A 12,840-nucleotide genomic window follows, 5' to 3' on the forward strand; every position below is an offset into this window, starting at 1 on the left:
GCCGGCGATCGACGCTGTCCGGTGACCCGCGAACACCACGCCGGTGCGCGGCACACAAGTCTCTCAGAAGAGCGATGAAGTGCCACATTCCGCGCCTGCGAAACGGCGGCACGGGGCGACAGTTCTCGCCTATTGAGTACTGGCTGAATGGGTGGGGCGGATGCCGTCGATGTCGAGGAGAAGGTGCAGGGGGCCGCGCAGGTTCGGCGTGTGCCGGTACGGCGGTGGGTCGGCGACCAGCCGCGGCTCCACCAGCCGGCGGGTGAGTTCGGTCAGCGCGAGCCGGGTCTCCAGCCTGGCGAGCGGGGCGCCGAAGCAGTAGTGGATGCCGCCGCCGAATCCCAGGTGCTGGTTGTCACGGCGGTCGGGCTCGAAGCGGTCCGGATCGGCGAACCGGGCCGGGTCGCGGTTGCCGGACGCGAGCACCAGCACGATCACCGAACCCTGGGGAATGGTGGTGCCGGCGATCTCGATGTCCGCCAGAGCGGTACGGCGCGGGCCCGGCATGTGGATCGGCGGCTCGTAACGGAGCAGTTCCTCGACCACGTCGACGGCGTATCCGGGATCCTGGCGCAGCCGTTCCAGCACGTGCGGGTGGCGCAGCAGGGTGAGCATGCCGTTGGCGATGAGGTTGACGGTGGTCTCGTGGCCGGCGATGAGCAGCAGTGCCGCGGTGCTGAGCACGTCAGGCCGGGCCATCTCGCCGTCGGTGACGAGGGCGGAGAGGAGGTCGTCGCCCGGCTCTCGCTGGTGCGCGTCCGCCAGCCCGTTGAGGTACTGGCCGAGTTTGGCCAGGGTCTCGAACCTGCGCCGGTTCCGCTCGACGATGGTCCCCGTGGTCGGGTCGTTGGTCTCGACGGCGATCTGCGACCACTTGTGGAAGAGCGGCTCGTCAGGGCGCGGCACTCCGAGCATTTCGCAGATGACCGTGACCGGCAGCGGGTAGGCGAAGTCGTCCACGACGTCGATCCTGCTCCGGCCGGCGAGGCCGTCGATCAGCTCGGTGATGATCTCCCGCATCCGGGGCTCCATCCCGGCGACCCGCCCCGGGGCGCCGGGCGGTCCGAAGTGCTTCATCACCATGGCGCGCAGCCGGTCGTGGTCGGGCGGGTCGCGGCGGATGAACTCCGGCGGCAGCTGCGGGGCGGCGTCGTCCGGCGCGATCCGGATGTTCGCGATCTCCGGCAGGTTGCGCAGGTCGGAGCTGACCCGGGGGTCGTGGAGCAGGGCGACGATCTCCCGGTAGGTGCTCACCACGTAGCTGCCGTCCGGCTGGCGTGCCACCGGCGTCCGGCGCAACTGCGGGAACAGCGGGTACGGGTCGGCGCGGTTGGCGTAGTCGAGGAACGTCTCGTAGGTCGTGGTCATCTCACTGTCCCCCTCACCTGGCGCCGGCCGGAATCAGCGTGGCGCGCCGTTCGTCCGGGTTGTGGCCGGTCACCACGACAGTCGCGTCGTGGATGGCCGGGATGCGTGCGGGGATCTCCGCCGGGACGGCGCGGGGCGGGGCCGACCGGCCGACCATGGCGAAGTCCGGCGGGAACGGCGCCGCCCGCTCGATGAGGTCGCGGTAGAAGTCCAGCCACATCGCCTCGTCGAACGTCACCGCGGCGGTGATCCGGCCACGGTGGCCATAGACGGCGACGAACCTGCGCTCCTCGACCGAGCCCTGGACGATGGCCACCTCGTCGGCGAACGTCGGCACCCCGACCGACTTGATGTTGACGCCGAACTGCGCCGACCAGAAGACCGGCAGCGAAAGATGCGGCCGGAGCCGGCCCGACGGGCTGATCATGTTGTGCGCCGCCACGTGTGCCTGGGACACCGCGTTGCCCCAGTGCTCCAGCGTCAGGAACTGGTAGCCGTAGACCGGATGGGGGAAGCGGGCCACGTCGCCCGCCACGAACACGTCGTCGCAGACGATGCCGTTCACGTCGAAGGCGCGGCAGCCGGCGTCGCAGCCCACGCCCCACGCGCCGGCGGCCAGGCCCGAGCCGTCCAGCCATTCGACGTTGCGCACGGCGCCGAGGGCGGCGACGGCCAGATCGACGTCGAGCACGCTGCCGTCGGAGAGCCGGGCGCGGCGCAGCCGCCCATCGCGGTCCCCTTCGAGTGCGGTCACCGTGACCCCGCAGCGCAGGTCGACGCCGTTCTCGCGCTGCATGTCCGCGGCGATCCGGCCCACCACGCCGCCGAGCGCGCCGACGAGCGGAGCCGGTCCTCGCTCGGCGACGGTGACCGGCAGGTCCAGCTCGCGGCAGACGGAGGCGATCTCCGAGCCGGTGAAACCGCCGCCGATCACCAGAACGCGCGGCCCGGACGCCAGCCGCCGCCGCAACTCCGCGGCGTCCTGGCGGCTGCGCAGCACGCTCACCCCGTCGAGGGCGGCCTCCTGCGGATCCGGCCAGGGCCGGGCGCGTACGCCGGTGGCGATCAGCAGCCGGTCGTAGCCGACCGCGCGCCCGTCGGCCAGTCTGACCTGCCTGGCGGCCAGGTCCAGCCCGACCGCGGCGACCCCGCGGATCCATTCGGCGTCGAGCTCGTCGCGCCGGGGCAGCATGGTGTCCGCCGCGGCGATCTGGCCGCTCAGCACCTGCTTGGACAGCGGCGGCCGGTCGTACGGCTCGCCCGGCTCGTCACCGATCAGCGTGAGCGCCCCCGCGTAGCCCTCCCTGCGCAGCGTCGCCGCGGCGCGCAGGCCGGCCAGCGAGGCGCCGACGATGACGATCCGGCCGATGCCGGTATCGCCGGCGGCGGAGGTCTTCTCCTGCCGTTCCGTGATCGCCTCGTCGAGCAGGAGGGCCCGGACGGGGCAGGCGGCCGCGGCCCGCAGCACCTGGTCGCGTTTGGACTCGTCAGGGTCCAGCTCGTACATCAGCGCTTCGTGGTGTGGCATCCGGAAGACGTCTGGTGCGGCGAAGACGCACTGGCCGTAACCCTGGCACTTGGTGAGGTCGACTACGACGCGCATGGAGACCGTCCCCTCCGACCATGGAGGTCGACGTCCCCGTGACCTCTGGTCTTTCGGCTCTCCTTCGACCATAGCAACGGCGCCTTCATGCGTGTCCAACGATGCTTGCGCATGATCAACATCTCGATCTGAGGGGATTGGACCACTGGCCGACGCGGGCGCCGCGTTCCTCCCTCGGGCCCGTGCCACGCTCGCCGCCGCCCACCACGCCGTGGACGAGGTACGCGGCGGCCCGCACGGCACCGCACACCTCGGCATGCCGGCCTCCATCGGCATCGTCGACCTGCCCGAGGCGCTCGGCTGTCATACGCGGGACGAGAACGGGCCATCCACCACAGTGACCATGACCTCCAGCGCGGCGACGGATCGCGTGTCGGCCGGCCAGGCGGCGGGACTTCACCGCCGCCTATGACCTGCGCTGAGTGGAGTCCGGATGATGAGCCAGCCCTGTGCGGCAATCGTCCTGGCGGGGGCGGTCCCAGGTGCTGATGGCGCGTACGACAACGCCGACGAGCCGCTGCTGAGTGACCAGGCCGTACTCCCGCGAGTCGCGGCTGGCGTCGGGGTTGTCTCCCAGGATCGCCATCCAACCCGGAGGAACGTGCGCGTTCGATGGCGACGGTACGTGCTGCGGGACGAGATCCCCTGGTATCGCAGCCAGCCGCTTGATCACGTAGCCGGTATGCGGCCGCGGGCCGGCCATTCGCGCGTCCGGCACGACCACGACGATGTCGCCCACTCTCAGGCGCGACAGGGATGTCCGGCGCACCAGCAGGCGGTCGCCGGGATGCAAAGTGGGCGCCATGCTGAAGCCCGCAACAGTGGCCAGTACGAATTTGTGCCGCAGCACCGCGACGAGTACCGCCACGCCGGAAACTGCCAGGAGCACTGCAATCACAGCCTGCACGGAAAAGCGCCTCACTGATCGCGCGAGTATTCGGAGCGCCATGACAGGCGGCAGATTGAAAGACGATGGCTGAATGGGCCACCGACTCGGCCGACGGCCCATTCAGCCCACGTGTCAGCTAGCAGCTGTAGCGTTCCCCCCGCACGTTGCAGGGCCCGCAGGTCGTCTGGTTGCTGTCGCAGCCGCGGTCGCACCACCGGGAGATGGAATAGACGCCGCTGCAGTAGCAGAACTCTTTCCAGGTCGTGCAGGCGGCTTGAGCAGTGACTTTCGGGACGAAGGCCGACAACATCCGGTCGCCGAGCGCGTTGAAGAGCCGCAGCATGCTTCACTCCCTCATGGATGACGGGCCGATTTTGGAGAGCCGGTAGACATCGTCTGGCCTTGACCCGTTTGATTTACATTAGAGATCACATCCGGGTTCCGGTCAATCGCGATAACCGGCGGCCTGGAGGGAGAACAATTCGGCGTAGGGCCCTGGTGCCTCGACCAGCTCGTCATGTGGCCCGGCCTGCACCACGGTGCCGGCGTCGAGCACGAGGATCAGGTCCGCTTCCCGAATCGTGCCGAGCCGGTGCGACACCAGCAGGCTTGTGCCGTCGTTGCGTAGCCGTTGGAAGCCCTTGTGGATCTCGTGTTCTGCCTCGGCGTCGAGGCGCGCGCTCGGCTCGTCGAGGATGAGCAGGTCACGACCGCCGCGCAGGAAGCTGCGCGCGATGGCGACCCGTTGCCACTGTCCGCCGGAGAGCATGGTGCCCGGTGTGGTTCCGTTCAGGTCGTCGCCGGCGAAGTAGATGCGGCTGAGCAGCGTGTCGTACCCATGGGGGAGCATGCGCACGATGTCGTGCACACCCGCGTTCCGCGCGGCGGTCTCGATGCGTGACCGATCCGTCAAGGCCTCGACATCACCGATGCCGATGTTCTCGGCGGCCGACAACTCATAGGAGACGAAGTCCTGGAAGACGCCCGCGATCCTGGCGCGCAACTGCACCGGGTCGAGGTCCCGCAGGTCGACACCGTCCCAGAGGATCGCGCCACGATCCGGGTCGTAGTAGCGGCACAGGAGCTTGATGATCGTGGTCTTACCGGCACCGTTGTAACCGACCAGGGCGACCGCCTGGCCCTTGGGGATCGTTATGGTGACGCCGCGCAGCACCCACGGGAGATCCTCTCGATACCGGAACCAGACGTCACGCAGCTCGATGCCGTGCCGCAACGGTGCCACCGGACGGGAGTGGGCCGGCACCGGCAGATCCGGCTCCGCTTCCACGACGGCGAGGTAGTGACTGAACATCAGCAGTTGGGTGTGCGCTCCGGCCGCATCTCGCACCATGCCGAGCAGAGCCGTCTGCACCGCGGCGACCGCGGCGACCAGCATGGCCACGTCACCGAGGGTCACCGTTCCGTCAGCCGCGGCGTTGACCGCCCAGATCAGGCAGCCGCACGCCACCCCGGTCGAGAGCAGGGTGAGCAGCGCCTCCGTGCTCAGGGCCCGCCGGTCCATCGCCCGCTGCACCCGGTTCGCGGTACGGCGTTCGCGGAGCATCCGTTCCCTGAGAAAGGAGCCGACGCCGAACAGCCTGATCTCGGTAGCAGCGTCGACATCGGAGAGCAGCTGGCCGTAGAACAACTCGCGCCGCTCGGTCGGTCCCACGGTGTTCATCGCCTCGGCTCGCCGGCGCGCGAGAGCGAACTCGGCGCCGACGGCGGGGAGCGTACCGACCAGGACGATGATCGCCAGAACGGGGCTGACGGTGACCAGTGAGACGACGAACCCCGCGGTCACCAGGATCTGCTGGAGCAGGTTCATGCTCACGGCCATGATCTCGGCCGGTCCGGACCCGCCGGCGTGACGGGCGAAGCGCAGCCGATCCGCGAACTGCGGGTCCTCGAACCGTCCCAGGCCGACCAACCTGTTGACCGCGGCGTAGAGCTGGTCGAGGGCGGCGAGTGCCACGATCCGTCCCTGCTCGGCCCGCAGGTAGCGCAGCACCTGCGCCGGCACCGCCGTCATGACGCTTGCGGCGACCAGGCCGATGATCGGCCACATCAGGTTCGTGGGTCTGCCAGGGGCGCTCAGCTGGTCGAAGACGAGCTTCGTCAGCCACGCCACGGCGACTGGAGCGCCTGCGCCCAGCACCGTCAGTACGAGCTGCGCGATGGTCGTACGCGCCGCGACCCGCCAGGCCAGCTGCCAGGCGGCAATAGCCACCCGCATGCCGGCGGTCACCGGGCGACGGACCCAGGAAGGACGTCGACCCGGAAACCTGTCACCGCCAGGACACCGTCCTGGCCCATGAGGCAGAAGGCCGGGTATCCGCCGAGGCCGTACGCCTTGGACATGTCACCGTCGACGTCCGCCTCGATGACGATCTGCGCGACCCCGCTCAGCTCCTCGCGAAGGCCCCCCAACTCCTCGGGAGAGCCCAGCAGCACCGCCATCACATCGTCGCGCCCGCCTGACAAGCCGGAGGCGTACCGTACGAAGGCGGGTTTCTGCTCCTCACAGGACGGGCAGCGCGGCGAGAAGAAAGCCACGAGCATGCCCTCCCGGAGATCATCGCGGGTCACCTCCCGGTTGTCGACCGTCACGACGCGGAAGTCGCCGACCCGAGCTCCGGCGGGCAGGGTGATCTCGCCCTGCGCGGAGGGCCGCGCGCCTCCTCGGTTGATCAGCTCCGTGTGCTGTCGAAGGCGCCGGATCACTGCGAGGGTGAGCAAGAGATTAAGCAGGCAGATGGCGCAGACAATCGCTAATACGGCCCATAAGACTGGCATGGCGAAATCCTCAACGTTTGGTCCATACCGAAGCGGTCAGGATAGTACAGCCGCGCGACGCGGCCCATAGTGCTCAGCGGGACATGTTCTGCGCACATCGCGTCAACGGGGCAGAAAAAATAGGGCGGTTCCGTCCCAACTGTCCGGTTGTGCAGATCGCCTCTTGGGGCGGGCGACCAATGGCCAACGCTGCTATCCGGCTGGCCCGAACAACGTGACAATGTCCTCCAACGCCGTGATCAGAATGCCGGCGACCAGTCCGCCGGCACCGGCGAGCAGAGCGTACGGTGCGTCAAGCGTGCCCGATGCCGAGGCGCCGGCCAACCCTAGAACTGCGACACAGACGAGCATCACGTTCCGCATGATGTGAATAGGGCCCAAAGGTGTGCTTGATGCCCCGAAGCACCGGCAGGGAGCGCGGTTGCCGTGCGACAGCGCTCGTCCGATCACCAGAGTGAAGGACAGGAGGAGGCAGCCTGCCAGGGCGAAGCCGATCCAACCCGCCACCCGTACCGGGACGAGCAGCAGCACCGCGACGATTGCCTCGATCGCCACTACAGCAAGCGCCACCGGCTGAAGGAGAGGACTCGGAATCTGTTTCAACTGGCGCAGCGAACGGACGAAGGCGAGCCAGGCGGCCTTTCCGGAGACCTTGGTGAAGGCCGCCGTGATGAAAACCGCCACGAGCAAAAGCCGGCAGGTCACTTCCACGTACTGCACGGTGGCCAAATTATCCACTGCTCTGCGCCACCACAACAGCCGCCGGTCAGCAACCAGCGCGCGCGATGCGGAGCGCTCGTACTGCGGCGACCGCTTGTGGCGGTTGAGGTAACTCACTGATCCAGCGCACCGGTTACCCGGTCAGACGAGGTCGCGAAGTCGGGCCGGCATGCAGCACGGTGAGCTTGTGAGGCCGAGCCGTCACCGCCATGGGGAGATCGACCGGAGAGGCGCGTTGGTGCTGGTGCCGCCCCTTGCCGGCGAGTTCCTGCTGCAAATCGCTCGTCTGGGCCGTGAAGCGTCCCGTGAGCAGACCGGTGACCTCGCCGACCGCCTGGCCGACGGCGCCGGCGGCGGCCAGCTCGGCGCCGAACTCGCGTTCGAGCCGGCGGATCTGGGCGCTGCCTCCCGACTGGCTGATGTGCACCTGCTCGGCGGCGGGCGCCCAGGCCCAGGTCGTACGCCGCCAGCCGGACGGGAAGCCGGCTGCGCGTGTCACTCCCGGCCGCTGAACCCGCCGGGTGCCCGGGCTCCGCCGGTGACCGCCGAAGGCGAACGGCCGGTGAATGTCAGGGCGGATTGAACTGGCTGGCGGCCGCGTACGTTGGGGTGGCATGAGAGTGCGATTGACCCTGCTCGTAGCGCTGCTGTCGCTGACGGCGGCCTGTGGTGGAGCGGGATCGGAGATATCGACGGCCGTGGCCGACGCGCCGGCGAAACGGGTCGCCCTGTGGGGCGCCGAGGACGGGTTCGTGACCGCGACCATGAACGCCCTGCGTCCGCCGAGGGTAGTGGTCTACAGCGACGGCGTGGTGATCGCCGACGCGAGCAAGCAGCTCAAGCTCACCGAGGATGAGGTGAGCAAGATCGTCGCGTCGATGCGGACGTACCTGACCGGGCAACCGCCGACCGCGCAGCCCAGGCCGGACGCGCCGACGGTGTCGGACGTACCGACCACCGTCCTCGGGGTGCGGGGGCAGGACGGGACGATGCTGGAGGTCCGGGTCCCGGCCCTGGACCAGGTCGCGAGCTTCTACCCGAAGCAGCTCCCGGACGCGAAGGAGCTGATGGACGGCTTGGCGGTGCGAGCCGCCGCCTCGGGCACCGACTATGCCGGCACCCGCGTCCGCCTGGTCGTCGAAGGTGCCGCGTCGGCGGAGGGCAAGCCGGCGCCGTGGCCCGCGGGGGTCGAGGAGCCTTCGGGCTCGGTGGACCCGGTCTGGCAGAAGGACCTCGACGGGGTGGCGGTGGCGGCGATCACCAAGGCGGTGCCTGCCGGGCAGGAGTACGGCACGTCACTGTTCAAGACGAGTTCCGGAGCGCTTTTCGCGCTCTCCTGGAGGTACCTGCTGCCTGACGAGTAATGATGATGCCCCGGGCGGATCGTCCGGGGCACAGGGCTGTGAGGTGCCTGCCCTGCCGTCGGGAACCTGTGGGGGCTCGGCGGTGTAGTGGTATCGACCACTTACCTGAGGGGGCCGCACATGCTTCGCAGCACTCTGACAGCGCTTCTGGCTTGGTGCCTCGTCACCGGATGCGCATCCTCGGAGCCGCCGGACGGATGCGCCGAGAGGTTGTCGCCGGCTCCGCTCCCCACCTGGGCCCGCACGGGGTTTCAGCCGCCGGATCAGGCGATGCCGTACGTCGTGGGGGACCGGGGGGACATCGCGGCCGTGGTGTTCGGCGACCCGTTGCTGTCGCCGCCGGACCAGGAGCGCGGTAACAAGATCCTCTGGGTCTCGCGGGTGTCACAGGACGGAGACCCGCTGCTGATCGAGGCCCGCCTGGACGGCTCGGGAACGCCTGTCACCCGCGAGGTGCCGGGCGGTCCCGGTCCGTCGGGCGTCGACCTGCCGGAGGCGGGCTGCTGGCATCTGACGCTGCGTTGGTCAGGACACGTCGATACCCTCAAGCTGCGGTACGTCCAGCAGCGGTGACGCCTGGAGGCCGGGCGTCACCGCTGAGATCCGGCCGCTACTGCGGGCCCGGCCGAATCGCCCGGCCGCCGCCGAAAGCCTTCACGCGGCAGTCGTCCTGGATCTTCGAGATGTCGACGTCAGGCCCGGGGACGCTCGCGTACCGCCAGCCGAGCTTGGCGGGACCGCTGACCTTGACGAGGTGGACGTCGAAGCCGTGGTCCTGCAGGCACTTGACCTCGATTCGGACGCTCTTGGCGTAGTTCGGGTTCTTGGCGGGGTCGAGCTCGGGCGGCAGCAGCGGGCGCAGGTGCTCGCAGGCGGCCCGCGCGGACTTCTCCGCCGCCTTGGTCCAGGTTCCCTTGCTCGGCATGCCGTGCTCCCCCAGGCAGCCGGCGTACGCGGCGCGGAACTTCCGCACCTCGGCCGGCGTGCTGTCCAGGCGCAGTTGCGGGCGGCCGGACCTCGCCGAGCCCGTCTTGGCCGGTGCCGCGGCCGCGCGGGTGGCCCCGGACTCGACCGGTGCCGTGGCCGGTCGGTCGGCTGACACGTTGCCAGGCGGGACGGGCGCGGGAGTGCCGGGGCCGCTCGCCGCCTCGGCGGCTCCGCAGGCGGTGAGGAGGCCGCAGGCGAGCGCGGCGATGGACAGTGCCGCGGCGTGCCGCGCGCGGTGATCGGTTGGGTTGTTCATGCGGAGAGGATGGTCGAGCAATGTCAGAAACTTGTCAGGAACTCTTGGTCAACAGATGAGCGGGGGTGAGGTGGTCTCCACGCCGACCTATTATCGCCAGCTGTGGGTGCATACGTCCTGGTAGCTGAGGACGACGTGAAGCAGGCCGAGCTCATCCGCCGCTATCTGGAGCGTGAGGGCCACGACGTCGTCGCCGTGCACGACGGGCGGGAGGCCCTCGACTCGGTACGCCGGCGCGCCCCCGATCTGCTGGTCCTCGACGTGATGATGCCCCGGGTCGACGGCCTGGACGTCTGCCGGGTCCTGCGCGCGGAGTCGGACATCCCCGTCCTGATGCTGACCGCCCGCTCCACCGAGGACGACCTGCTGCTCGGCCTCGACCTCGGCGCCGACGACTACATGACCAAGCCCTACAGCCCCCGTGTGCTGATGGCGCGCGTCCGCACGCTGCTCAGACGCACCCGTACGGCCGCCGCGCCGGACCTGTCGCCCGATCCGGTGCTGAGGGCCGGCGGGCTGGTCGTGGACCCGAACCGCCACGAGGTCAGCGTGGACGGCGCGCGTGTCGAGTGCACCCCTGGCGAGTTCGCGGTGCTGGAGTTGCTCGCCACCCAGCCCGGACGGGTGTTCACCCGCGAGCAGATCCTCGCCCGCCTGCACGGGTTCGACCGCTACATCACCTCCCGCACCGTGGACGTCCACGTGATGAACCTGCGCCGGAAGATCGAGCCCACGCCGCGTAGGCCCGTACGGCTCGTCACCGTCTACGGGGTGGGCTACAAGCTCGCCGACGAGACCCCGGGCCGCCCGGACGGGCGGGACTCGCGCGATGCGGGCTGACGTGCCGCTGCACCGCAGCCTGCTGCTGCGGTTGCTCGCGGTGTCCGTGCTGGTTTCCGTCTGTTCGATCGCGGCGACGGCCTGGCTGACCGTCCGGAGCACCACCGTGGCGATCAGGCAGGAGCAGGGACAGGCACTCGCCGACGACGCGCGTACGTACGACACCCTGCTCGGCTACGCCGCCACCCACCCCGGCTGGGACGGCGTGGGGGAGGTCGTGCACCGGCTGGCGCGTGAGACCGGTCGCCGGATCACGGTCACCACGGAGCGGCGCGCGCCGCTCGCGGACTCCGACGCCGGGCCGCCCGCGACGCTGCCCGCGAGGCCGACCGCGTCTATTGATCCGCTGCACGTCGACACGGCCACGCCTGACCATATCGACCCCCGCGCCGTGGGCCCCTTCCTGCTGCCCCGCAACGAGCGTGACGCGCTGCGCTCCGCCGCTGAGCGGCGCGCGGCCTGCCTGCGTGACAACTTCGGCGCCGTCGCCACGATCGCCTACGGCCCGAGCGGGCGGCCCGTGCTGGACACCAGGGGCGCGCGCCCGTATTCCGAGGCCCGGTGTGCGAGCACCGTCCTCGACCGGCCGACCGCCACGGAGCGCAAGGCTCTCGCGGTGCTCCAGAAGCGCGTCAGCAGCTGCCTGGCGAGGCGGCACGAACCGGAGGTGCGGCTCAACCTGGACTTTACCTGGACGCGGGTGGCCGCGCCCGTCCCGGCGGAGGCCGGCACGGCGGCGGACGACGCCTCCCGCGGTGGCGTCGTCTCGGAATGCGTCACCAGCAGCCGCCGCGAGCAGCTGTCGCCGTACGTCGCCTCGCCCGCGCTGCTGTTCATCAGCAGTCGCGACGACGACAGGTCGACGGTCTTCGACCTGTCGCCGGCGAACCAGGCGCGCGTCGCGGGCGTGGCGGCCCTCGTGCTGCTGATCACCGTGACCGCCACGGTCATGGCCGGAAGCCGGTTGAGCCGGCCGCTGCGCGCCCTCACCGACGCCGTACGGAACATGGAGGAAGGGCGCGCGGCCCGGGTCGAGGTCAGGGGGAAGGACGAGATCGGCATGCTCGCCGCGGCCTTCAACGCCATGGCCGAGCGGCGCGAACGGCTGGAGGAGCTGCGCAAGGCGATGGTCGGCGACGTCGCCCACGAGCTGCGGACACCGCTCAGCAACATCCGCGGCTGGCTGGAGGCCGCCCAGGACGGACTGGCCAACCCCGATCCGGAGCTCGTGTCGTCACTGCTGGAGGAGGCGCTGCTGCTGCAGCACGTCATCAACGACCTGCAGGACCTGGCGGTGGCCGACGCGGGCGAGCTGAGACTTCGCGCGGAGCCCGTCGACGTGACCGACCTGCTGGCCCAGGTCGCCACCGCACACCGGGGCGGCGCGGAGGCGGCCCACGTGACGTTGCTGACCCGGGCCGAAGGCCGGCCCCGGCTGGTCGCCGACCCGGTGCGGCTGCGCCAGGCGGTGGGCAACCTGGTCTCCAACGCCGTACGGCACACCCCGCCCGGCGGCACCGTCAGCCTGCTCGCCCGCCGCGTCGGCGACGACGTGGTGATCGACGTCACCGACACCGGCAGCGGGATCGCGCCCGAGGACCTGCCGCTGGTCTTCGAGAGGTTCTGGCGGGTGGAGAAGTCGCGCAGCAGGAGCAGCGGAGGCAGCGGGCTGGGCCTGCCCATCGCCCGCAAGCTCGCCGAGACGCACGGCGGGTCGCTGAGCGCGTCCAGCGTCGTCGGCAACGGCTCCACCTTCACGCTCCGGCTGCCCGTGCCCGCTCATGCCTGGGACAGGAGCGAGGCGTAGGCGCCGGAGTGCTGCTGCCCGGACATGAAGGCGAGGAGCTGCCTGACGAACGCGGCGCGGGAGTAGCTGCCGCCGCTGTCGGCCAGGTCTCGGTGGAAGGCCGTACGGGACAGGTTGCGGTATTCCTCGGCGTCGATCGCCTGATCATCGTCGACGTCGGTGACCTCGAACAGCACGCCGACGATCTTGGTGAGCCCGGAGCCGGGCAGG

The 12,840-nt window shown here is 70.1% G+C and carries 15 protein-coding genes; 4 read left to right on the forward strand and 11 right to left on the reverse strand.

From position 1 onward, the window contains the following. Positions 1–129: 129 nt before the first annotated feature. The 9 genes from ACIBP6_RS02855 to ACIBP6_RS02895 form a co-directional block, all read right to left on the reverse strand. Positions 130–1,368, reverse strand: coding sequence for a cytochrome P450 (locus ACIBP6_RS02855; protein WP_397048121.1), 1,239 nt, complete (start codon positions 1,366–1,368; stop codon positions 130–132). Positions 1,369–1,381: 13 nt separating this feature from the next. Continuing rightward, a complete protein-coding gene (locus ACIBP6_RS02860; RefSeq protein ID WP_397048123.1) occupies positions 1,382–2,971 on the reverse strand; it encodes an FAD-dependent oxidoreductase in 1,590 nt (529 codons plus the stop codon). 115 nt (positions 2,972–3,086) lie between these two features. Next, positions 3,087–3,278, reverse strand: coding sequence for a hypothetical protein (locus ACIBP6_RS02865; RefSeq protein WP_397048125.1), 192 nt, complete (start codon positions 3,276–3,278; stop codon positions 3,087–3,089). Between the two features lie 99 nt (positions 3,279–3,377). After that, positions 3,378–3,869 carry a S26 family signal peptidase gene (locus ACIBP6_RS02870; RefSeq protein WP_397048127.1) on the reverse strand — a complete coding sequence of 164 codons (492 nt, stop codon included), beginning with the start codon at positions 3,867–3,869 and terminating at the stop codon, positions 3,378–3,380. A gap of 127 nt (positions 3,870–3,996) precedes the next feature. Beyond that, on the reverse strand, positions 3,997–4,203 hold the full coding sequence (locus ACIBP6_RS02875; RefSeq protein ID WP_111180297.1) for a hypothetical protein: 207 nt from the start codon (positions 4,201–4,203) through the stop codon (positions 3,997–3,999). Between the two features lie 102 nt (positions 4,204–4,305). Further along, positions 4,306–6,096, reverse strand: coding sequence for an ABC transporter ATP-binding protein (locus ACIBP6_RS02880; RefSeq protein WP_397048129.1), 1,791 nt, complete (start codon positions 6,094–6,096; stop codon positions 4,306–4,308). 8 nt (positions 6,097–6,104) lie between these two features. Next, on the reverse strand, positions 6,105–6,584 hold the full coding sequence (locus tag ACIBP6_RS02885; protein WP_165969989.1) for a redoxin domain-containing protein: 480 nt from the start codon (positions 6,582–6,584) through the stop codon (positions 6,105–6,107). 264 nt (positions 6,585–6,848) lie between these two features. After that, positions 6,849–7,493: a MauE/DoxX family redox-associated membrane protein gene (locus ACIBP6_RS02890; protein WP_397048132.1), complete on the reverse strand. Its 645-nt coding sequence runs from the start codon at positions 7,491–7,493 to the stop codon at positions 6,849–6,851. Between the two features lie 16 nt (positions 7,494–7,509). Beyond that, entirely contained in the window at positions 7,510–7,875 is a 366-nt protein-coding gene (locus tag ACIBP6_RS02895) for a LysR family transcriptional regulator (RefSeq protein WP_397048134.1), read from the reverse strand. Between the two features lie 115 nt (positions 7,876–7,990). Here ACIBP6_RS02895 and ACIBP6_RS02900 point away from each other — a divergent pair, with 115 nt between their 5' ends. Further along, a complete protein-coding gene (locus tag ACIBP6_RS02900; protein WP_397048136.1) occupies positions 7,991–8,740 on the forward strand; it encodes a hypothetical protein in 750 nt (249 codons plus the stop codon). Positions 8,741–9,010: 270 nt separating this feature from the next. Then, on the forward strand, positions 9,011–9,313 hold the full coding sequence (locus ACIBP6_RS02905) for a hypothetical protein (protein WP_397048137.1): 303 nt from the start codon (positions 9,011–9,013) through the stop codon (positions 9,311–9,313). Positions 9,314–9,350: 37 nt separating this feature from the next. Here ACIBP6_RS02905 and ACIBP6_RS02910 read toward each other — a convergent pair whose 3' ends face one another. Continuing rightward, the gene (locus ACIBP6_RS02910) at positions 9,351–9,983 is read right to left on the reverse strand and encodes a hypothetical protein (protein WP_397048139.1); all 633 of its coding nucleotides are present in this window, start codon (positions 9,981–9,983) and stop codon (positions 9,351–9,353) included. A gap of 102 nt (positions 9,984–10,085) precedes the next feature. On the opposite strand from ACIBP6_RS02910, the gene ACIBP6_RS02915 reads away from it, so the two are divergent. Further along, positions 10,086–10,823, forward strand: coding sequence for a response regulator transcription factor (locus tag ACIBP6_RS02915; RefSeq protein WP_397048141.1), 738 nt, complete (start codon positions 10,086–10,088; stop codon positions 10,821–10,823). Then, complete coding sequence (locus ACIBP6_RS02920; protein ID WP_397048143.1) at positions 10,813–12,630, forward strand: HAMP domain-containing sensor histidine kinase; 1,818 nt, start codon at positions 10,813–10,815, stop codon at positions 12,628–12,630. Before ACIBP6_RS02915 ends, ACIBP6_RS02920 begins: the two co-directional genes overlap by 11 nt. Here the strand turns inward: ACIBP6_RS02920 and ACIBP6_RS02925 are convergent. Further along, positions 12,603–12,806: a hypothetical protein gene (locus ACIBP6_RS02925; protein WP_397048145.1), complete on the reverse strand. Its 204-nt coding sequence runs from the start codon at positions 12,804–12,806 to the stop codon at positions 12,603–12,605. The two genes, ACIBP6_RS02920 and ACIBP6_RS02925, sit on opposite strands and share 28 nt — an antisense overlap. Positions 12,807–12,840: the final 34 nt, after the last annotated feature.

It is taken from the genome of Nonomuraea terrae (assembly GCF_044465245.1).
Taxonomy (GTDB): Bacteria; Actinomycetota; Actinomycetes; order Streptosporangiales; family Streptosporangiaceae; genus Nonomuraea; species Nonomuraea terrae.